A 19,898-nucleotide genomic window follows, 5' to 3' on the forward strand; every position below is an offset into this window, starting at 1 on the left:
ATAACGAATCAATGATGGGAGTGTAGAGCAATCCGCGCCGCCGCGTGGTGCGCCAGCGTGTGCCGCTGCGTCAGCGACAACTCCGGAGGCAGCGTCGCCCGCATGCTCTGCGCGATCAGCGGATGCAGATGCGCGGCCCGTCCGCCCAGCACAATCGGACGCTCACCATAGCGGCCTACCAGCGCCAGCGCAATCCGCGCCAACTCGCTGCCAGCCCGTTCGAGGATGTTGCGCGCCACCGGATCGGCATCCGCACTCGCAGCGACGGCCAGCGCCAGCTGCCCGATGGCGCCGCGATCCTGCCCGTAGATGAACTGGCGGGACAAAGACCAATCGCTGCCGCCGACCTGCGCAAACACCGCACGCGCCATTGCAGACTGCTGCCACACGCCGGGCTGCTCGTCTTCCAGCCGCCAGATGTGGCGCATGGCTTCACGTGCGATCCAGAAACCGCCGCCGCCATCATCGAGCGTGACACCGCGTCCACCGGCGCGATGGAACTGGCCGTCCGCATCAATCCATGCGGCGATGGAGCCGGTGCCCGCGTACACCAGATAACCTTCACCCGGCGCAAAACTGTCCAGGTACGCGATCTCCACGTCATTGCGCATGCCGATGGCCGATGGTGCAATCTTCAGCACATCCGCCAGCATCTGCGCGGCCTGCGTGCTGACGCCATCGAATCCGGTCAGGCCTGCGCACACGCGCACCGGCTGAGCAGCCGCCAGCACCTGCGTCGCCAGCATGGAGAAGATGCCGCGCACCGCATCGCGGCCCGCCGCATTGCCCATCTGCGTGGCCGACATGCCAGCCACACTGCCCTCGGCCACGATAGCGCCGCCTGCATCAGCCAGCGCCCAACGGGTTTGCGTGCCTCCTGCATCGATGCCCAGACCGAGTTCACTCATCATCAGCTCCGTACGTTGTAGACGTTGATACGTTCACTTTCATTCCCGAGGCGGTCGACCGCGCTGACCACCACCGCTTGCGCCGCGCCGCCCGCCGCATCATCGGCCAGCAGCAGTACCGGACGCGAAGCCGGCGCCACCGCAAAGCGCCACTCCGTGCCATAACGCGACCAGATCGCATACTGCGCCACCGGCTTGCCCGCGCTGGCGGACAGCTTCAAGGCCACGCCGTTGCTCTCGCGCCGCGCAGCCGCTTGCGGTGCGGCCGGTGCATCTGCGCCCAGCCACGGCGTGGCCGGCGGCAGTGCCGCAGTTTGATAGGTCTGCGATTTCAATTGATCGGCAATGCCCTTGCGGTTTTCCATCAGCGCCGCGATCGAGAAGTGCAGGTGGCCGCGCACGCCGCTGCGGCTGCGCGTGACGCCGATCTGCTTGACGATTTCCTCCGGCGCGAACGCCTTGGCGCTGTTGTCGATGCGACTGGTGTACAAGCCAGGCCAGACGTGGCGCGCGCGCGTGTTCTGCGCCAGCCAGTAGTCGAGCAGCACATCAAACGCCTGCGGCGCTTGCGACACCGGCCAGTAAAGCTGCGGCGCGAGGTAATCGAGCCAGCCGTTGGCCAGCCACAGTTCCGCGTCCGCATACAGCTTGTCGTACTGGCTGAAACCGACGATGCCGGCCGGGCGCTTGTCCGGACGGCCGATGCCGAATGGGCTGATACCAAATCGCACCCAGCTCTTTTCCTTGCGGATGCCGAGGTACATGGCCTCGATCAGCGAATTCACATTCTGGCGACGCCAGTTGGCGCGATCCAGCGTGCCGCCACCGAGCAGGTAGCGCTGCCACGACGGCTGGTCCGGGAACTCCAGCTCCTGCCTCGCCCCACTGCCGCTGCCGCCGCTGCTGCTGGCGTCCAGCGCCACGCCTTCCGGCCCGGCTGCATTTGGCGTGTCGATCGGATACGGGTAGAAGTAGTCGTCGATATGCACACCGTCGATATCGTAGCGGCGTACCACATCCAGCACCACGTCCAGCGTGTGCTGCGAGGCGGCGGCTTCGCCCGGATCCATCCACAAGTAGCGACCATACGATTTGACGACGTCCGGCTGCTTGCGCCCGATGTGGATGGCTGCCAACGGCGACTTGGCCGTCGCATGGCGCGCGCGGTAGGGATTGAACCATGCATGCAGTTCCAACCCGCGCGCGTGCGCCTGCTCGATCCAGAACTGCAGCGGGTCCCAAGCCTGCGCCGGTGCGCGGCCTTGCTGGCCGGTGAGGAATTCCGACCATGGTTCCAGCTCGGACGGATAAATCGCATCGGCACTCGGACGCACTTGCAGCACGATGGCGTTCAGGTTCAGCGCCTTGGCGCGGTCAAGAATGGCGAGGGCTTCGGTTTGCTGCTTGGCCGTGGTCAGGTTACTGCGGCTCGGCCAGTCGATATTGGCGACGGTGGATACCCAGGCGGCGCGGAACTCGCGCGGCGCCGGCGGCGGCATGTTGGCGTTGACAACAACCGGCTGCGACGGCGAGCCTGCAGGCGCGGCAGGGCCGCCCGGCATGGTCCCGGCTTCCGGCATAGTCGCGATCGGCGTACTGGAACATCCCTCAAGCAGCGCTGCCACACTCATCGCCACGCCGGCCGACAAGGTCAGCCGCTTCTTCGCATTAAAAACCAAAACCACTCTCCGAATCAGTTGAGACCGTATTGTAATAGCTATTTCCGGCCAAATTCGGCTGGAATGCGCACCAGCGCGGCCATGACAAACGCCGGCAGGGTGGAAATGCACGCCCAGATGAAGAACTGCTGGTAGCCAAGCTGCTGCTGGATCCAGCCGCTGACCATGCCCGGCAACATCATGCCAAGGGCCATGAAGCCGGTGCAGATGGCATAGTGGGCGGTTTTATGTTCGCCGTCCGCCACCAGCACCATGTACAGCAGGAAGGCGGCGAAACCGAAGCCATAGCCGAATTGTTCGATGGCGAGGCAGGCCGAGATCACGATCAAATTGTCCGGCAGCGCCGTGGCCAGATACACAAAAACGAGGTCGGGCACGTGCATGATGAACACCATCGGCAACAGCGCGCGCTTGAGGCCAAAACGCGACACCGTCACACCGCCGGCCAGCCCGCCGATCACCAGTGCGGCCACGCCGATGGTGCCGTAGACCAGTCCGAAATCCGACGTAGTGAGGCCAAGGCCGCCCTTGTTGCGCGGATCGAGCAGGAAGGGTGCAGCCATCTTCAACAGCTGCGCCTCGCCGAGGCGATACAGCAGCAAAAATCCCAACGTTGGGATAATGCCCGGCTTCTGGAAGAAGCCGCGGAAAGTGTGGACAAAATCCCGCCACAGCGCGCCGCCGCTGGCATGGCTGCGGTCCTCGTCCGGGCGCGGCAACACAAACTGGTGATACGTACACAGCGCGAGGTACAGTCCTGCCATCAGCGCAAACACCACCGACCACGCATGCGCCGGATCGCCGGACGCCTTGATTAGTTCCCCGGCGAGGTAGACCAAGCCGCCCTGGCCGCCGATCATCGCCAGCTTGTAAAACGCGCTGCGCACGCCGACAAACGCCGCCTGTTCATGCTGAGTCGGCAAGCCAAGCATGTAGAAACCGTCAGACGCGATATCGTGTGTGGCCGAGCTGAACGCCATCAGCCAGAAAATAACCAGGGTCCAGCGGAAGAAATCCGGTGCATGCAAAGTCAGCGCGACCGCCGCAAGACCGGCGCCGCCAACCAGCTGCATCAACACCGTCCAGCGCCGCTTGGTACCGAACATCTCTACAATGGGCGACCACAAGGGCTTCACCACCCACGGCAGATACAGCCACGCGGTATAAAACGCCAAATCGGCGTTGGAAATGCCGAGGTTTTTGTACATCACGGTCGACAGCATCATCACCGCCACATACGGCACGCCCTGCCCAAACGACACACTCGGCACCCAGGCCCATGCACTACTTTGTTGCTTCATCTATTTCAACGCCGCGCGGACGTTGCCGTTGTTGTGGTCGAGCAGGGCTTGCGCTTGCTCGGCGGTTTGTTTTTTTAGCAGCATGACGATGGCGACTTTGACTTGATGCTGGCATTGCTCCAACGCGGCGCGCGCGGTGTCAGCGTCAACGCCGGTGGCGTGCATGGTCAGGTGGATGGTGCGTTCGATCAGTTTGACGTTGGTGGCGTGCAGGTCGACCATCAGGTTGCAGTAGGTTTTGTTCAGCCGCACCATCAGCGCGGTGGACAGGGTGTTGAGCGCGATTTTCTGCGCTGTGCCTGCCTTCAGGCGCGTGCTGCCGGAGATCAGTTCCGGTCCGGTATCCAGCAGGATGCCGATGTCAGCCCCCGCCAGCAAGGGCGTGCCTGCATTGTTGGCGATGCCAATACTCAGCGAGCCTACCGCGCGCGCCGATTGCAGCGCGCCCACCACATACGGCGTGGTGCCGGACGCAGCCACCAGCAAAATCACATCGTTGTAAGTGGGATAGAGCAGCCGCAGGTCGGCAGCGCCCTTGCTACGATCATCTTCCGCGCCCTCGACTGCCTCGAACATGGCGCCGAGGCCGCCGGCCAGCATGGCCACCGCCCGTTCATGCGGCCACGAGAAGGTCGGATACAGCTCCACACTGTCCAATATGCCCAAGCGCCCCGAGGTGCCAGCGCCGACGTAAATCAAGCGCCCGCCTGCGGCGATGCGCGGCGCCATCGCCTCCACCGCCGCGCTGATGCTGGCCGAAGCCGCCTTCACGGCTTGCGCTGCCAGCGCCTGGTCGTCGATCAAAGCATCGACCAGATCCTGCACCGGGTACAGGTCCAGATCGGTATGCTGCGTACTCGGCGTCTCGGTTTTCAGCATGGTTCAAGTTGCGCGGCGCATCTCCGCCACGAAATCGTAGTGGTCACTGTGGCAGTAGGAGTGCGTCAGTTCCATCGCCTCGCCCGATTCCAGGTAGGCGATACGCGTGATATACAGCACCGCCTGCCCCTCCGGCACGCCCAGCTGCTTGGCCAGCTCAGCCGACGCATTCATGGCGCGAATGTGCTGCAAGGCACGCGCCGGCGCTTTGTTGATGCTTTCCAGGTACTGGTACAGCGAGTTGCCAACCGCATTCGGGTCGTTCAGCACGGTCTGCGGCAGCACTGAGACCTCATACGCCATCACCACATCATCCGCCAGGCGCAGGCGTTCCAGCCGCGCGACTTTGGAATAGGGCGACAGGCCGAGGCTCAGCTGCTCCTCCGGCGTCGGCGTCACCACCGCGCGCTTGAGCCAGCGCGAACCGGGAATGTGGCCGCGCTGCTGCAATTGTTCCGAAAAACTGGTGAGGTTGGACAGCGGCTGCTCGATGCGCGGCGCAATATAATTGCCCGATCCGCGACGCCGGACCACCAATCCCTGGTCCACCAGCTGGTCGATTGCCTTGCGCGCGGTGACCCGCGAAACGTTTAACAGCTCCGACAAAGTGCGTTCGGACGGCAGCGCCTGATCGACCTGGTAACGGCCATTCAGCACATCGTCGCTCAATTTGCGGGCAATTTGCATGTACAACGGCGAACTGTCGTTGGCATCCGCCTTGAATTCAAAACTGGTATCGCTCATTCATTTCTCCTCACGCCTCTAGTGTAATAGCGATGCGGAAAACGGTGTACGCATCATGAGGTGTGAACCAACAATATTTATACATATAGCATAACTCGCGGCACGGCAGAATGCGCATATTTGGCGGATAATGCGGGGTTTGCACCACCAGCCCCGGCTGTTTCGACCATGTCCAAGAAGTCCACCGCGCCCGCCGGCTGCCATTGCGGCGGCCCCTCGCTTGCTACTTGCTGCGGCCCGTACATCGATGGTTCCGCCATCGCACCGAGCGCCGAAGCACTGATGCGCTCGCGCTATACCGCCTACGGCCAGCGCAACGAGCCCTACCTGCTGGCCACCTGGCACGCCAGCACTCGTCCGGCCGAGCCGATCATGAGCGACGAGGAAAAAGTGCAATGGCTGGGACTTGAGGTAAAATCTGCTTTACGTTTACGTCAACGTAAAGCAGAGGATGCCGATCTAACCAAAGATACGGTGGAATTTGTGGCCCGGTTCAAGATCAATGGCCGGGCCCAGCGCCTGCACGAGATCAGCAACTTTGTACGCGAACCGGCAGAAGGAGGAGACCTGCGCTGGTTTTACGTTGACGGTAGTTTTCCAGAATAAATATGAGACTCCGGGGTCAGGTCCTCCATTTCTACACGGTCTCTACAGTAGGCGTGCCTACTGTAGAGACCGTGTAGAAATGGAGGACCTGACCCCGCAAGAAAAGGAAAAGCAATGCCGCAGATCGAAAGCAAACTTAACCCTCGCAGCGAGGATTTCAAGGCCAACGTGGCCGCCATGCAAGCCGTCGTTGACGATTTGCACGCCAAGATCGCCAAGATCGCCCTCGGCGGCGGCGAGGCGGCATCGGCCAAGCACGTCGCCCGTGGCAAACTGCTGCCGCGCGACCGCGTGCAAATGCTGCTCGATCCCGGCACGCCTTTCCTCGAACTGTCGCAGATGGCGGCTTACGATATGTACGACGATGCCGCGCCAGCCGCCGGCATCATCACCGGCATCGGCCGCGTGGCCGGGCAGGAATGCGTGATCGTCTGTAACGACGCCACCGTCAAAGGCGGCACCTACTACCCGATGACGGTCAAGAAGCACCTGCGCGCGCAGGAAATCGCCGATCAGAACAACCTGCCGTGCATCTATCTGGTGGACTCCGGCGGTGCTAACCTGCCGAACCAGGACGACGTGTTCCCGGACCGCGATCACTTCGGCCGCATCTTCTACAACCAGGCCAACCTGTCGGCCAAGGGCATTCCGCAGATCGCAGTGGTGATGGGTTCTTGCACCGCCGGCGGCGCCTACGTGCCGGCGATGAGCGATGAATCCATCATCGTGAAAGAGCAAGGCACCATCTTCCTCGGCGGTCCACCGCTGGTGAAGGCGGCCACTGGCGAGGTGGTGACGGCGGAAGACCTGGGCGGCGGCGATGTGCACACGCGCCTGTCCGGCGTGGCCGACCATCTGGCGCAGAACGATTTGCACGCGCTGTCGCTGGCCCGTACCATCGTCTCCAATTTGAACCGCATCAAGCCGCAGCAGGGCGCGTTGCGCGAGGCCGTGGAGCCGTCGTACGCTGCCAAGGAATTGTACGGTGTGATTCCAGTCGATACCCGCAAGCCTTTCGACGTGCGCGAAGTGATCGCCCGCATCGTCGACGGCAGCGAGTTCGATGAATTCAAGGCACGCTATGGCACCACGCTGGTATGCGGCTTCGCCCACATCTTCGGCATGAAGGTCGGCATCATCGCCAACAACGGCATCCTGTTCTCCGAGTCCGCACTGAAAGGCGCGCACTTCATCGAACTGTGCGCACAGCGCAAGATCCCGCTGGTGTTCCTGCAAAATATCACTGGCTTCATGGTCGGCCGCAAATACGAAAACGAAGGCATCGCCCGCAACGGCGCCAAGATGGTGACGGCGGTCGCCACCGCCGCCGTACCAAAATTCACCGTCATCATCGGCGGCAGCTTCGGCGCCGGTAACTACGGCATGTGCGGCCGCGCCTTCTCACCGCGCTTCATGTGGATGTGGCCTAACGCCCGCATCTCGGTGATGGGTGGCGACCAGGCCGCGAGCGTGCTAGCCACCGTAAAACGTGACGGCATCGAAGCCAAGGGCGGTGCATGGTCGGCCGACGAAGAAGCCGCGTTCAAGCAGCCGATCAAGGAGCAGTACGAACACCAAGGCCACCCGTACTACGCCACCGCGCGCCTGTGGGACGACGGCGTGATCGATCCTGCCGACACCCGCATGGTGCTGGGCCTGGGCCTGTCCGCCGCGCTGAATGCGGAAATTGAAGACACCAAGTTCGGTGTCTTCCGGATGTAAGCAGGGATCGCAAAATGAGCGAACAAGTCGTCGATGTTCCGGCCAATATCGGTGGTGCGCAAATCACGCTGCAAACCACGATATACAAGCCGCCGGGCGCAGGCCCGTTCCCGGTGCTGTTCATGAACCACGGCAAGGACGGTGGTGACGCGCACCAGCAACCGCGCGCGACCTTCCCGGTGATCAGCCGGGAATTCACCAAACGCGGTTACGCGGTGGTGATCCCGATGCGCATGGGCTTTGCCGGTTCTGGCGGTACTTACGTCAATTCCCACTGTGACGCCAAGAACAACGGCGACCAGCAAGCCAACTCGCTGTTCTTTGCGATGGACTATGTGATGAAGCAGCCATGGGCGGATCAGGACCACGTCATCATCGCCGGCCAGTCGCACGGCGGCCTGACTGCGATAGCTGCCGGTAGCCACAAGATCGCCGGTGTGCGCGGCATCATCAACTTCGCGGGCGGCGTGAATAGCCGTTCGCATTGCGACTGGCAAGGCGCTTTGGTCGATGCCTTCAAGGCCTACGGTGCAAGCAGCACGATACCGGAAATCTGGTTCTATGGCGCCAACGACAGCCACTTCGGCCCCAAGCTGGCGGCCGATATGTACGCCGCCTACACCGGCGCCGGCGGCAAAGCGCAACTGGTAGCATACGGCCCGTTCAAAAAAGATGCACATGGAATGAGCTCCAGCCCGGACGGCGTTGCCATCTGGTGGCCGGAGACAGAGCGCTTTCTGAAATCCGTCGGCATGCCGACTGAAATCAAATACAAGGATTGAGCATGGCCTTTACGACTTTGACCATTACCCGCGAAGGCAATACCGCGCAGATCACGCTGAATCGCCCGGACGTGCGCAATGCCTTCAACGAAACGACCATCGCCGAAATTAAGCAAGCCTTCAGCGAATTAGGCGATGATGCCGCGCTGCGCGCGATTGTGCTGGCGGCGAACGGCCCGGCCTTTTGCGCCGGCGCCGATTTGAATTGGATGAAAAAAATGGCGGGCTACACGCACGCCGAAAACCAGGCCGACGCTCTGCAACTGGCGGAGATGCTGCGTACGATTTACCTGTGTCCTAAGCCAGTCGTGGCCAAGGTGCAGGGCGATTGCTACGCCGGCGGCATGGGCCTCGTGGCCGCGTGCGACATCATCGTCGCGGTGGAAGAGGCGAATTTCTGCCTGAGCGAAGTGAAACTGGGTTTGATCCCGGCCACCATTTCGCCATACGTGATCAAGGCGATGGGCGAAAACGCCTCGCGCCGCTACTTCCTCACCGCCGAACGTTTCGGCGCGCAGGAAGCGCTGCGCATCGGCTTTGTGCACGAAGTGGTTTCCGCCGACACGCTTGATGCGAAGGTCGCGGAAATCGTCAAAGCGCTGGTCAACAACAGCCCGAACGCCGTACAACAGGCCAAAGTGCTGGTGCGCGAAGTGGTCGGGCAAGAAGTCAACGATGCGTTGCTGGCCGATACGGCCGAACGCATCGCGCATATCCGCGCCTCCGACCAGGGGCGCGAAGGTGTGGCTTCCTTCCTTGAGAAGAGAAAGCCCGCCTGGCTAAGTTAGGCAAAGTTAGGAGCAGTTTTGGAATTGAATAAACAAAGCGACTGGGTAGCACGCAGCTTGCGTAGCGTATGGCATCCGTGCACCCAGATGCAGCATCACGAAACCGTCCCCCTGATCCCGGTCAGCCGGGGCAAGGGCGCATGGCTGTACGACCATGAAGGCCGCCGCTACCTCGACGCTATCAGCTCGTGGTGGGTGAACCTGTTCGGCCATGCCAACCCGCGCATCAACGCCGCGCTGAAAGACCAGCTGGATACGCTGGAACACGCCATGCTCGCCGGCTTCACGCACGAGCCAGTGATTGAATTGTCCGAGAAGCTGTCGGCGCTGACCGGCCATGTACTGGGCCACAGCTTCTACGCCAGCGACGGCGCGTCCGCCGTTGAAATTGCGCTCAAAATGAGCTTCCACTCGTGGCGCAACAACGGCCACGCGGATAAACAGGAATTTGTCTGCCTCAAAGGCAGCTACCACGGCGAGACCATCGGCGCGCTGGCCGTGACTGACGTCGCGCTGTTCAAGGACGCCTACGGACCGCTGCTGCGCGCCTCGCAAACCGTGATGTCGCCGGACTGGCGCCTCGCGCCGGAAGATGGCAGCGCCGACGAGCGCGCGCAGGCGCAAGCCCGCCGCGCCGCTGCGGACGTCGAACGCCTGTTCATCGAACGTGGCGACAAAATCGCCGCCATCATCATCGAACCGCTGGTGCAATGCGCCACCGGCATGGCGATGCACGATCCGCTCTACCTGCAACTAGTGCGCGCCCTGTGCGACCAGCACCAGGTGCACCTGATCCTCGACGAAATCGCCGTCGGCTGCGGCCGCACCGGCACCTTCTTCGCCTGCGAACAAGCCGGCGTATGGCCCGACTTCCTGTGCCTGTCGAAAGGCATCAGCGGCGGCTATCTGCCACTGTCGCTGGTGATGACGCGCGACGAAATCTACCAAGCCTTCTACAGCAGCGACGTCACGCGCGGCTTCCTGCACTCGCACTCGTACACCGGCAATCCGCTAGCCTGCCGTGCCGCTTTGGCGACGCTGCAAATCTTCGAAGAAGATGATGTGCTGAACACCAACCGCGTGAAGGCCGAACGCCTGACCAAAGCCCTGCAACCGCTGGCCCAGCACGAACAAGTGCGCAACTTCCGCCAGCGTGGCATGATCTGGGCCTTCGACGCCATCGACGCGCCGAAGGACTTCTCGCGCCGCTTCTTCGCCACCGCGACCGAGCACGAACTGCTGATGCGTCCTATCGGCTCCACCGTCTACATGATGCCGCCGTACATCCTCAGCGACGAGGAAATCGACGGCCTGGCGGCCAACACGCTGGCCGTGTTCAACAAAGTGATGGCGGGCTGACGATGGAACTGCTCAATCGCCTGAACCAGCAGCTACAAGCACTGGACGACAAACAGCTGATCCGCAAACGCCGCACCGTCAATTCGCCGTGCGGCGCGCGCGTCAGCGTCGATGGCCGCGAACTGCTGGCCTTCTGCAGCAACGACTACCTCGGCCTCGCCAACCACCGCAAGATCAAGCTCGCACTGCAAGAGGGCGCGGCGATCTACGGCGTTGGCAGCGGCGCCTCTCACCTGATCAGCGGCCATGTGCGCGCGCATGCGATGCTGGAAGAGCGCCTCGCACAATTCGTCGGCGCGCATTTGGAATCGCCGCGCGCGATCAGCTTCTGTACCGGCTATATGGCGAATCTCGCCGTCATCACCGGCCTTACCGCCGGCGACAAGGAAGCGGAAATCTTCTCGGAAGAGCTGAACCACGCCTCGCTGATCGACGGCGTGCGCCTGTCGCGTGTGAAAGCTCACGTCTACCCACACGCCAATTTGCAAGCGCTGGAAGTCCTGCTGAAAGCCAGCAAAGCCGCTACCAAAGTCGTAGTGACGGACAGCGTCTTCAGCATGGATGGCAACCTGGCGCCGCTGCCGCAGTTGCTGGCCCTGTGCGAACAATACAACGCCTGGCTGGTGGTAGACGACGCCCACGGCTTCGGCACGCTGGGCGACAACGGCCACGGCGCGCTGGAACACTTCAACCTGCGCTCGCCGTACCTGGTCTACATGGGTACTCTCGGCAAGGCAGCCGGCGTGGGCGGCGCCTTCGTCGCTGCACACGAAACCGTGATCGAAACGCTGATCCAGAAAGCACGTCCGTACATTTTCACCACCGCCACGCCGCCAGCGCTGGCGCACGCCCTGCTGACCAGCCTCGATCTGCTGGAGGGCGACGAAGGCGTCACGCGGCGCGCACAATTACAGTCATTGGTGGCACAATTGGACGATGGCCTGCGCCTCCAGCGCTGGCAGCGCCTGCCCTCGAAGACTGCGATCCAGCCTATCCTGATCGGCGATAATGCCGAAACCATGCGCGCCGGCGCAGCCTTGTACGAGCAGGGCTTGTGGGTCGGCGCCATCCGTCCGCCCACGGTGGCGGCGGGAACTGCGCGCTTGCGCGTCACGCTGTCGGCAGCACACAACAGCATGGATGTCGCAAAATTGATAGGCGCGCTCAATGCCTTGGAAAGGGATATGAAATGAGTCTGGACGATCCCGTGTTAGCAGTCGCTCCACAAACGCAGCCGGTCGGCGCAGGCAGCGGCATCCCGCCGCGCTTCAACTGCTTCGTTACCGGCACCGATACTGAAATCGGCAAGACGCTGGTCTCCTCCGCCATGCTGCACGCGCTGGTACAAAGCGGTGTACGTGCTTGCGGCATGAAACCCGTGGCCGCCGGCACTGAACTAGGTGCGGACGGCAAATGGCACAACGACGACTGCGACCGCCTGGCCGCCGCCGGCAATGTGCACCTGCCGCAGTCGATCACCACGCCGTTCCTGCTGAAGGAACCGGCCGCGCCGCACATCGCCGCCGAGCTGGAAGGCATCACCATTTCGCCGGTGCCGATTCTGGCGGCCTACGTGGAAATCAACGCCGCATCGGATGCGGTGGTGGTGGAAGGCGTGGGCGGCTTCATCGTGCCGCTGAACGACGAATTCGATACCGCCGACCTGGCCGAACAACTGGCGCTGCCGGTGGTGCTGGTGGTTGGCCTGCGCCTGGGCTGCATCAGCCATGCGCTGCTGACAGTGGAAGCCATCCTGTCGCGCGGCCTCAGGCTGGTGGGCTGGGTGGCGAATGAAACGCAGGCCGACATGGCCTTTGCCGATGAAAACGTCATCGCCCTGGATCAGCGCATACCCGCGCCGTTCCTCGGCCGCGTGCCGCGTCTGGACGATCCGTCCGCCGAAGCGGCCGCTGAATATATCGATTTTACGCAGCTGCCCAACTGGCCGCTGCCAAACGTAATTTGAACGAAGAAGGAATCAAGATGTCCGAGAACACCCTGCAAGAACCAAAGGTCGTTTCCCTGCACCGTCCGACGGCTGCGATCACGCTGCCGCCTGCCGCCACCTGGCCGCGCGAAGAAGTACTGGCCTTGTTCGACCTGCCGTTCAATGACCTGATGTTCAAGGCACAGGAAACCCATCGCGCCAACTTCCCGGACGGCGATGTGGAACTGGCCACGCTGCTGTCGATCAAAACCGGCGGCTGCGAGGAAGATTGCGGCTACTGCCCGCAAGCGGCGCGCTACGACACCGGCGTAGAAGCCAAGAAGATCCTCGATATCGACACCGTGCTGGATGCGGCCCAACAGGCCAAAGACAACGGCGCGACCCGCTTCTGCATGGGCGCTGCATGGCGCAGCCCGAAAGACCGCGACATGGACAAGGTTGAAGAGATGGTGCGCTCGGTAAAAGCGCTCGGTCTGGAAACCTGCGCCACGCTGGGCATGCTGGAAGAACATCAGGCGCAGCGCCTGAAGGACGCAGGCCTCGACTACTACAACCACAATCTGGACACCGCGCCTGAGTTCTACGACAACGTGATCTCGACCCGCGAATACCAGGACCGCCTGGACACGCTGGGCCACGTGCGCGAAGTGGGCCTGAAGGTTTGCTGCGGCGGCATCGTCGGCATGGGCGAGTCGCGCGAGCAGCGCGCCGGTCTGATCGCGCAGCTGGCCAACCTGAATCCGTACCCTGAATCGGTGCCGATCAACCACCTGGTGCAGGTGGAAGGTACGCCGCTGCATGGCCTGGATCCACTGGACCCGTTTGAGTTTGTTCGCACGATTGCGATTGCACGTATCACCATGCCGAAGGCGCGTGTGCGTTTGTCGGCAGGCCGTCGCCAGATGGGCGAAGCGGTACAGGCAATGTGCTTCCTGGCCGGCGCTAACTCGATCTTCTACGGCGACAAGCTGCTGACTACCGATAACCCGGAAGCCAACGACGACCGCGCACTGCTGGCGAAACTGGGCCTGCAAACTCGCGGCGCCGTACTGGACTCCGCACCGAAGGAAAAGTGCGGCTGCTGATCCAATCGCACTAACGTATCACCATAAAAAAACTTCCAGCGAATTTACAAAATTAAGCTGCAAAGAGAGAGACGATGTTTACAAAAATTCTGATCGCCAACCGTGGTGAAATCGCCTGCCGTGTCGCCGCTACCGCGCGCCGCATGGGCATCAAAACCGTGGCCGTGTATTCCGAAGCGGACGCCAACGCCAAGCACGTCGCCGTATGCGACGAAGCGGTGTTGATCGGCCCTGCCGCCGCCAAGGAGAGCTATTTGTGCGGCGACAAGATCATCGCCGTGGCCAAGGCCACCGGTGCGCAGGCAATTCATCCGGGCTACGGCTTCTTGTCGGAGAACGCGGAGTTTGCGGACGCCTGCGCAGCAGCGGGCCTTGTGTTCATTGGCCCACCTGCATCGGCCATGCGCGCGATGGGTTCCAAGTCGGCTGCCAAACAGCTGATGGAGAAGGCCAATGTACCGCTGGTGCCAGGCTATCACGGTGAGCAGCAGGATGCGGATTTCCTGCACACGCAGGCTGACAAAATCGGCTATCCGGTGCTGCTGAAGGCTTCGGCCGGTGGTGGTGGCAAGGGCATGCGCGTGATTGAAAACTCGGCGCAGTTCAAGGATGCGCTGGCGTCCTGCAAGCGCGAGGCGATCAGTTCTTTTGGTGACGACAAGGTGCTAGCGGAGAAATACCTCCAGCGTCCGCGTCACATTGAAATACAAGTGTTTGCCGATACGCTCGGCAATTGCATCTATTTGTTCGAGCGTGATTGCTCGGTCCAGCGCCGCCACCAGAAGGTACTGGAAGAAGCACCAGCGCCGGATATGCCGGCCGAACGCCGCGCGGCGATGGGCGAGGCGGCGGTGGCTGCTGCACGCGCTGTCGGTTACGTCGGCGCGGGTACGGTGGAGTTCATCGCCAATCAGGATGGCACGTTCTATTTCATGGAAATGAACACCCGTCTGCAAGTAGAACATCCAGTGACCGAGATGATTACCGGGACTGATCTGGTGGAGTGGCAGTTGCGCGTTGCCGCTGGCGAGCCGCTGCCGAAGCAGCAGCACGAACTGGCCATCAACGGCCATGCCATCGAGGCGCGCATCTACGCGGAGAATCCGGATAAGGGCTTCCTGCCGTCGATCGGCACTCTGCGCCATCTTGGCACGCCGAACGCCGTCGCCTTCGAGTTGGGCGGCGACGCAACTGTGCCGGGCGCCGTGCGCATCGACTCCGGTGTACGCGAGGGCGATGCCATCTCGCCGTTCTACGATCCGATGATCGCGAAGCTGATCGTCTGGGGCGCGGATCGCAAGCAGGCTTTGGCCCGCATGGCGCAGGCGCTGGCGCAGTACCAGATCGTCGGCCTGGCCACCAACATCGCCTTCCTGAAACGCCTGGTTGAAGGCCAAGCCTTCTCCACCGCCGATCTGGACACGGGTCTGATCGAACGCAATCACGACACGTTGTTCCCGGCCGCGCAGCTTGCACCTGCAAGCGCCTTGGCACTGGCAGCAGTCGCCCTGCTGGCCGACGAATCGCGTATCGCAGCACCGAGCGGCGCCAACGCCGCCGATCCGTGGAGCCACACCACCGGCTGGCGCATGAACCAATCCTACGCCCGCAAGCTCGCCTTCGCCGACGAGCACACGGCCTACGACACCTTCGTAACGTATCGCGCTGAAGACTGGCTGTTCAGCGCCAGCAGCGCCGCGCCACAAGCCCTGTCGCTGGCGACGCGCAACGGCAACGACTACAGCATCAAACTAGGCGACCAAGCCACCCACGGCACCGTCCTGCGCGACGGCGACACCTTCCACGTCTTCGCCAACGGCGCCCACTACCAGCTAGCCTGGAACGACCCAATGGCCCACGCCGGCGAAACCGAATCCGAAGGCGGCCGCCTCACTGCGCCAATGCCGGGCAAAGTCGTCGCCGTCCTCGCTACCAAAGGCCAGGAAGTCAAAAAAGGCGAACCACTGGTCATCATGGAAGCCATGAAAATGGAACACACCATCGCCGCCCCGCACGACGGCGTAGTCGACGACATTCTCTACGGCGTAGGCGACCAGGTAGTAGATGGCGCACCACTGCTGGCCTTCAAGACGGCATAACGGAGAACACCATGCGCATATTGCTACACCGCGCCGACGGCAAGACCGAACCGTGGATTAAAGACTTCGCTAAGTACCTGCCAGAAGCCGAAATCGAAATCTGGCACGCCGGTGAAAAAAACCAGGCCTGCGACTACGCCGTAGTGTGGGCGCCGCCGGAAGCCATGCTGCCGGAGCTGAGCACCGTCAAAGCCATCTTCGTCACCGGCGCTGGCGTGGATGCACTGCTGAAGTTCAGCGACGCGCTGCCGCCGAATATCCCCATCATCCGTCTGGAAGACGCGGGCATGGCGGTGCAGATGGCGGAATACGTCACGCACTCCGTACTGCGCTACTTCCGCCGTTTTGACGAATACGAAGCGCAAGCACGCGCCGGCCAGTGGGCGCCGCTGCCGCAGCATAACAAGGAAGATTTCGCCGTCGGCGTGTTGGGCATGGGCGTGCTGGGCACCCGCGTGCTGGAAGCGCTGGCGCCATTCGGCTTCCCGCTGCGCGGCTGGAGTCGCACCGAGAAGAACATGCCGGGTGTGCAGTGCTTCAGCGGCGCCGATGGTCTCGATACCTTCCTGCGCGGCTCGCGCGTACTGGTCTGCATGCTGCCGCTGACGCCGGACACCAGCAACATCATGGACCGCACCAATATGAGCAAGCTGCCGGCCGGTGCCTACATCATCAACGTCGCACGCGGCGCTCACATCGCCGAACCGGATTTGAGCACGCTGATTAAATCCGGCCACATCGCGGCCGCCACGCTGGACGTGTTCCGCAACGAGCCACTGCCGGCGCAGCATCCGTTCTGGCAGGAGCCGCGCATCACCATCACGCCGCACATCTCCGCGTTGACCTTGCGCCGCGAGAGCGTGCAGCAGATTGCCGCTAACATCCGCAAGACCGAAGCGGGCGAACAAGTCGCCGGCATCGTTGACCGCACACTGGGATATTGAAATGAGCAGCTTACCGAAACAAGTCAAAATCGTAGAAGTCGGCCCACGCGATGGCCTGCAGAACGAGAAGGAAAACGTCCCGGCTGACATCAAGATCGAGCTGGTGAACCGCCTGACTACGGCCGGCTTCCAGAACATTGAAGCGGCTGCATTCGTATCGCCGAAATGGGTGCCGCAGATGGCAACCAGCGCCGACGTGATGGCGTCCATCAGCCGCAAGCCGGGCGTAATTTACTCCGCGCTGACACCGAACATGCAGGGCTTTGAATTGGCCCTCGCAGCGAAGGCCGACGAAGTAGTGATCTTCGGCTCCGCCTCGGAAGCCTTCTCGCAAAAGAACATCAACTGTTCGATCGCCGAATCGATTGCGCGCTTTGAGGGCGTGGCGAAGGCGGCGAAAGAGCAGGGCATCCGCCTGCGCGGCAGCATCAGCTGCGCCTTCGGCTGCCCGTATCAGGGCGACGTTTCGCTGGATGCGGTGGCCGACGTGGTGGGCCGCATGCGCGACCTGGGTTGCGATGAAATCGACATCGCCGACACCATCGGCGTCGCCACGCCGCGCAAGACGCAGGCCGTGATGGAGCGCGCCATCCGCGAATTCCGCGTGGATGGTTTGTCCGGCCACTTCCACGACACCTACGGCCAGGCGCTGGCCAATATCTACGCCAGTCTGGAAGTGGGCATTGCGATTTACCACTCGTCGGTATCGGGACTGGGCGGCTGCCCGTATGCCAAGGGCGCGACCGGCAATGTCGCCACCGAAGATGTGCTGTACATGATGCAGGGCTTGGGCATAGCCACCGGCATCGACCTCGATATCGTGGTCGATGCGGGCCAGTTCATCTCGCAATTCCTCAACCGCAAAGGCGCCAGCCGCGCGGGCAACGCCATCGCCGCCAAGCGCGCGGGTTGAAATCCGGGAAATCCGGGGTCAGTTCTGCCATTGGTACATGAGCTCGTGTGCGATTGGCAGAACTGACCCCGGGTTTACATCTGCTTGAACTGCCGCATGTAGCCGTCGCTGACGGCGAGTTTTTCAGTGCGGCCTTTCAAGCGGATTTCCATCGCTGTGCCATCGCGGTCGATGCGGTCCACCGCTTCCAGATTGACGATGGTGCCGCGGTGGATCTGCGCGAACTGGGTTGGGTCCAGCTGTCCGATCAGGCTTTTCAGCGGCAGACGGATCAGCGCATCGCCATCGTGTGCGACCACGCGCGTATATTTGTCCTCCGCCCGGAAGTACAGCACGTCGCGCACCATCACCAGCCGCACCGTGTTGCCCGCTGAAGCCTTGATCCATTTCAGATGCTGCACCGGCGCCGGCGCGATCTGCTGCCACACGCCCGGCGGCACCGGCGCTACGCTACGCGTCTTCAGGCGCTTCACGGTTTGCAGCAGGCGTGCCGCCGTTACCGGCTTGACGATGTAGTCCACCGCGCCCGCTTCGAACGCCTGCACCGCATGCTCGGCGTAGGCCGTGACGAAAACGATCTGCGTGCCCTCGCCCACATGTTGCGCCACTTCCATGCCGCTCAGGCCAGGAATCTGGATGTCGAGGAAAATCACATCCGGGCGCAGCGCTTCCAGCATCGACACGGCTTCCACGCCATTCTCCGCATGGTCGGCAATCTCAAGCTCGGGCCACAAGGCATGCAGCTGGTCGCGCAATTCCGCTGCCAGCAGCGGCTCGTCTTCTACGATCAAAGCGATCGTCATCCTTGCTCCTTGATGATTAGCGTGGCGACTACGCCGCCCTGTTCTCCGGCCGCCACCGACAGCTTTGCGCGCTCGCCATACAACAACTGCAAGCGCTCGTGGATATTCGACAGCCCGAACCCTTGGCCCATTTGCTCGGTCAGGCCGACGCCATCATCGCACACCTGCACCCGCAGGGCGTTGCCATCCACCGCGGCGGCGATGACGATTTCGCCGGGCCGGCTGGCGCGCTCCATCCCGTGCTTGATGGCGTTTTCCACCAGCGAGATCAGCATCGCGGGCGGGAGGGGCCGAACCAGCGCATCATCGCCAGCCTCGATACGGAAGCGCAGCCGTTGGCCCATGCGGATCTGCATGATGGACAGGTAATCGCGCACCAGCGCCAGCTCACGCTCCACCGTCGATGACACAGAACGCATATCCGGCAGCGAGTTTTGCAGATAGCCGACCAGGTGATCGAGCATCTCCTGCGCGGTAGCCGTATCGGTGCGGATCAAATATTTGAGGTTGGCCAGCGTGTTGAATAAAAAGTGCGGCTCAACCTGCGCCTGCAAGGCCGACAGCTTGGCATGCAGCGCTACCTTCTCCAGCTCCTGCTCACGTTTGATGGCGCGCAGCACCCGGCTGCGCTGCTCGAACTGCGCTTGCAGGTGCGCCGCCACCGTCTCCACCGCATGCAGCGCACCACCGCGCTGGACGGTGAAGAAGTGCCAGCCGAAGCGGCGGCGGATGCGCACCTCGACCGGCTGTCCCGGCTCGGCGATGACGCGCGCCTCGGTGCACTGCGTCAGCCACATCGGCCGCCGTGGGGCGATCAGGATCTTGCCCTCGAACGGCGAATACTGGAATGCGGCCGGCCCACCATATCCCAGCGCCATGCCCACCGCGAGCCCGGACAGGGTTTCAGTGCAGATGTTGTAAGTGGTCAGCTGGTCGAGTGGGGAAACCAGCACGCGGCTGGGATGCGCCGACAGCATTTCTTCCGTCAGCGGCGTACCGGCCTCGGACAGTTCTTTCAGGCGTAGCTGCACATAGTTGTTCGCCATAATCAAGGGAAACGCCACCGGCCATGCCAGCGAATAGAAAATGCCCCACCAGTTCCACTCCGGGCTGAGGCGCGTGCGTAGTGGTGCGGAATTGAACAGCGCCGCCAGCAGCAGAAAAATAAAGACGCCCAAAAGGCAGGTCGCCGCCCACATGCGCAGCAGCGATTGCCGGCGGTAGCGGCGCACCAGCTTGGGATCGTGCTCGACTGCGGCAGGACGAAGGAAAAAAGGAGTGGTTTTCATGCGTGCCATTTTAACCACGGCAGGGCGCCGCAGCGGTGCATGCGACGAA

At 62.5% G+C, this 19,898-nt stretch carries 18 protein-coding genes; 11 read left to right on the plus strand and 7 right to left on the minus strand.

The window, feature by feature from the left end:
- Window positions 1-8: 8 nt before the first annotated feature.
- Genes GTP46_RS09135 through GTP46_RS09155 form a run of 5 tightly spaced genes read right to left on the minus strand, consistent with a single transcriptional unit; the run spans window position 9 to window position 5,511 of the window.
- Complete coding sequence (locus GTP46_RS09135) at window positions 9-908, minus strand: N-acetylglucosamine kinase (protein WP_161006584.1); 900 nt, start codon at window positions 906-908, stop codon at window positions 9-11.
- A gap of 2 nt (window positions 909-910) precedes the next feature.
- Window positions 911-2,593, minus strand: a complete 1,683-nt coding sequence (locus GTP46_RS09140; RefSeq protein ID WP_161006324.1) for a glycoside hydrolase family 10-like protein — start codon at window positions 2,591-2,593, stop codon at window positions 911-913.
- A gap of 32 nt (window positions 2,594-2,625) precedes the next feature.
- A complete protein-coding gene (locus GTP46_RS09145; RefSeq protein WP_161006325.1) occupies window positions 2,626-3,888 on the minus strand; it encodes an MFS transporter in 1,263 nt (420 codons plus the stop codon).
- The gene (murQ, locus tag GTP46_RS09150; protein ID WP_161006326.1) at window positions 3,889-4,767 is read right to left on the minus strand and encodes an N-acetylmuramic acid 6-phosphate etherase; all 879 of its coding nucleotides are present in this window, start codon (window positions 4,765-4,767) and stop codon (window positions 3,889-3,891) included.
- A gap of 3 nt (window positions 4,768-4,770) precedes the next feature.
- Window positions 4,771-5,511 carry a GntR family transcriptional regulator gene (locus GTP46_RS09155; RefSeq protein WP_161006327.1) on the minus strand — a complete coding sequence of 247 codons (741 nt, stop codon included), beginning with the start codon at window positions 5,509-5,511 and terminating at the stop codon, window positions 4,771-4,773.
- Window positions 5,512-5,679: 168 nt separating this feature from the next.
- Here GTP46_RS09155 and GTP46_RS09160 point away from each other — a divergent pair, with 168 nt between their 5' ends.
- The 11 genes from GTP46_RS09160 (at window position 5,680) to GTP46_RS09210 (ending at window position 17,757) form a co-directional block, all read left to right on the plus strand.
- Complete coding sequence (locus GTP46_RS09160; protein ID WP_161006328.1) at window positions 5,680-6,117, plus strand: YchJ family protein; 438 nt, start codon at window positions 5,680-5,682, stop codon at window positions 6,115-6,117.
- Between the two features lie 114 nt (window positions 6,118-6,231).
- Window positions 6,232-7,839: a carboxyl transferase domain-containing protein gene (locus tag GTP46_RS09165; protein ID WP_161006329.1), complete on the plus strand. Its 1,608-nt coding sequence runs from the start codon at window positions 6,232-6,234 to the stop codon at window positions 7,837-7,839.
- Window positions 7,840-7,853: 14 nt separating this feature from the next.
- Window positions 7,854-8,621 (plus strand): dienelactone hydrolase family protein, encoded by a 768-nt coding sequence (locus GTP46_RS09170; RefSeq protein ID WP_161006330.1) that lies wholly within the window; start codon window positions 7,854-7,856, stop codon window positions 8,619-8,621.
- Between the two features lie 2 nt (window positions 8,622-8,623).
- Window positions 8,624-9,409 carry an enoyl-CoA hydratase/isomerase family protein gene (locus tag GTP46_RS09175; RefSeq protein WP_161006331.1) on the plus strand — a complete coding sequence of 262 codons (786 nt, stop codon included), beginning with the start codon at window positions 8,624-8,626 and terminating at the stop codon, window positions 9,407-9,409.
- 18 nt (window positions 9,410-9,427) lie between these two features.
- Window positions 9,428-10,768, plus strand: a complete 1,341-nt coding sequence (gene bioA / locus GTP46_RS09180) for an adenosylmethionine--8-amino-7-oxononanoate transaminase (RefSeq protein ID WP_161006332.1) — start codon at window positions 9,428-9,430, stop codon at window positions 10,766-10,768.
- 2 nt (window positions 10,769-10,770) lie between these two features.
- A complete protein-coding gene (bioF, locus tag GTP46_RS09185; RefSeq protein ID WP_161006333.1) occupies window positions 10,771-11,961 on the plus strand; it encodes an 8-amino-7-oxononanoate synthase in 1,191 nt (396 codons plus the stop codon).
- A complete protein-coding gene (gene bioD / locus GTP46_RS09190) occupies window positions 11,958-12,734 on the plus strand; it encodes a dethiobiotin synthase (RefSeq protein WP_161006334.1) in 777 nt (258 codons plus the stop codon). The genes bioF and bioD overlap by 4 nt, the downstream gene beginning before the upstream one ends.
- A 17-nt stretch (window positions 12,735-12,751) precedes the next feature.
- Window positions 12,752-13,801 carry a biotin synthase BioB gene (bioB, locus tag GTP46_RS09195; protein WP_161006335.1) on the plus strand — a complete coding sequence of 350 codons (1,050 nt, stop codon included), beginning with the start codon at window positions 12,752-12,754 and terminating at the stop codon, window positions 13,799-13,801.
- Window positions 13,802-13,875: 74 nt separating this feature from the next.
- Window positions 13,876-15,900 carry an acetyl-CoA carboxylase biotin carboxylase subunit gene (locus GTP46_RS09200; RefSeq protein ID WP_161006336.1) on the plus strand — a complete coding sequence of 675 codons (2,025 nt, stop codon included), beginning with the start codon at window positions 13,876-13,878 and terminating at the stop codon, window positions 15,898-15,900.
- A gap of 11 nt (window positions 15,901-15,911) precedes the next feature.
- On the plus strand, window positions 15,912-16,844 hold the full coding sequence (locus tag GTP46_RS09205; RefSeq protein ID WP_161006337.1) for a 2-hydroxyacid dehydrogenase: 933 nt from the start codon (window positions 15,912-15,914) through the stop codon (window positions 16,842-16,844).
- A 1-nt stretch (window position 16,845) separates the two neighbouring features.
- The gene (locus GTP46_RS09210; protein WP_161006338.1) at window positions 16,846-17,757 is read left to right on the plus strand and encodes a hydroxymethylglutaryl-CoA lyase; all 912 of its coding nucleotides are present in this window, start codon (window positions 16,846-16,848) and stop codon (window positions 17,755-17,757) included.
- A gap of 74 nt (window positions 17,758-17,831) precedes the next feature.
- Here GTP46_RS09210 and GTP46_RS09215 read toward each other — a convergent pair whose 3' ends face one another.
- Both GTP46_RS09215 and GTP46_RS09220 read right to left on the minus strand, forming a co-directional pair.
- Window positions 17,832-18,560 (minus strand): LytR/AlgR family response regulator transcription factor, encoded by a 729-nt coding sequence (locus tag GTP46_RS09215; RefSeq protein WP_161006339.1) that lies wholly within the window; start codon window positions 18,558-18,560, stop codon window positions 17,832-17,834.
- Complete coding sequence (locus GTP46_RS09220; RefSeq protein ID WP_161006340.1) at window positions 18,557-19,849, minus strand: sensor histidine kinase; 1,293 nt, start codon at window positions 19,847-19,849, stop codon at window positions 18,557-18,559. The genes GTP46_RS09215 and GTP46_RS09220 overlap by 4 nt, the downstream gene beginning before the upstream one ends.
- Window positions 19,850-19,898: the final 49 nt, after the last annotated feature.

It is taken from the genome of Duganella flavida, assembly GCF_009857445.1.
GTDB lineage: Bacteria > Pseudomonadota > Gammaproteobacteria > Burkholderiales > Burkholderiaceae_D > Rugamonas > Rugamonas flavida.

What these genes read in the sequence shown, in the direction of transcription:
- GTP46_RS09135 (WP_161006584.1), bottom strand. Translation starts at nt 908, where the DNA reads ATGAGTGAACTCGGTCTGGGCATCGATGCAGGAGGCACGCAAACCCGT.
- GTP46_RS09145 (WP_161006325.1), bottom strand. Translation starts at nt 3,888, where the DNA reads ATGAAGCAACAAAGTAGTGCATGGGCCTGGGTGCCGAGTGTGTCGTTT.
- murQ (WP_161006326.1), bottom strand. Translation starts at nt 4,767, where the DNA reads ATGCTGAAAACCGAGACGCCGAGTACGCAGCATACCGATCTGGACCTG.
- GTP46_RS09155 (WP_161006327.1), bottom strand. Translation starts at nt 5,511, where the DNA reads ATGAGCGATACCAGTTTTGAATTCAAGGCGGATGCCAACGACAGTTCG.
- GTP46_RS09160 (WP_161006328.1), top strand. Translation starts at nt 5,680, where the DNA reads ATGTCCAAGAAGTCCACCGCGCCCGCCGGCTGCCATTGCGGCGGCCCC.
- GTP46_RS09165 (WP_161006329.1), top strand. Translation starts at nt 6,232, where the DNA reads ATGCCGCAGATCGAAAGCAAACTTAACCCTCGCAGCGAGGATTTCAAG.
- GTP46_RS09170 (WP_161006330.1), top strand. Translation starts at nt 7,854, where the DNA reads ATGAGCGAACAAGTCGTCGATGTTCCGGCCAATATCGGTGGTGCGCAA.
- GTP46_RS09175 (WP_161006331.1), top strand. Translation starts at nt 8,624, where the DNA reads ATGGCCTTTACGACTTTGACCATTACCCGCGAAGGCAATACCGCGCAG.
- bioF (WP_161006333.1), top strand. Translation starts at nt 10,771, where the DNA reads ATGGAACTGCTCAATCGCCTGAACCAGCAGCTACAAGCACTGGACGAC.
- bioD (WP_161006334.1), top strand. Translation starts at nt 11,958, where the DNA reads ATGAGTCTGGACGATCCCGTGTTAGCAGTCGCTCCACAAACGCAGCCG.
- bioB (WP_161006335.1), top strand. Translation starts at nt 12,752, where the DNA reads ATGTCCGAGAACACCCTGCAAGAACCAAAGGTCGTTTCCCTGCACCGT.
- GTP46_RS09200 (WP_161006336.1), top strand. Translation starts at nt 13,876, where the DNA reads ATGTTTACAAAAATTCTGATCGCCAACCGTGGTGAAATCGCCTGCCGT.
- GTP46_RS09205 (WP_161006337.1), top strand. Translation starts at nt 15,912, where the DNA reads ATGCGCATATTGCTACACCGCGCCGACGGCAAGACCGAACCGTGGATT.
- GTP46_RS09210 (WP_161006338.1), top strand. Translation starts at nt 16,846, where the DNA reads ATGAGCAGCTTACCGAAACAAGTCAAAATCGTAGAAGTCGGCCCACGC.
- GTP46_RS09215 (WP_161006339.1), bottom strand. Translation starts at nt 18,560, where the DNA reads ATGACGATCGCTTTGATCGTAGAAGACGAGCCGCTGCTGGCAGCGGAA.
- GTP46_RS09220 (WP_161006340.1), bottom strand. Translation starts at nt 19,849, where the DNA reads ATGAAAACCACTCCTTTTTTCCTTCGTCCTGCCGCAGTCGAGCACGAT.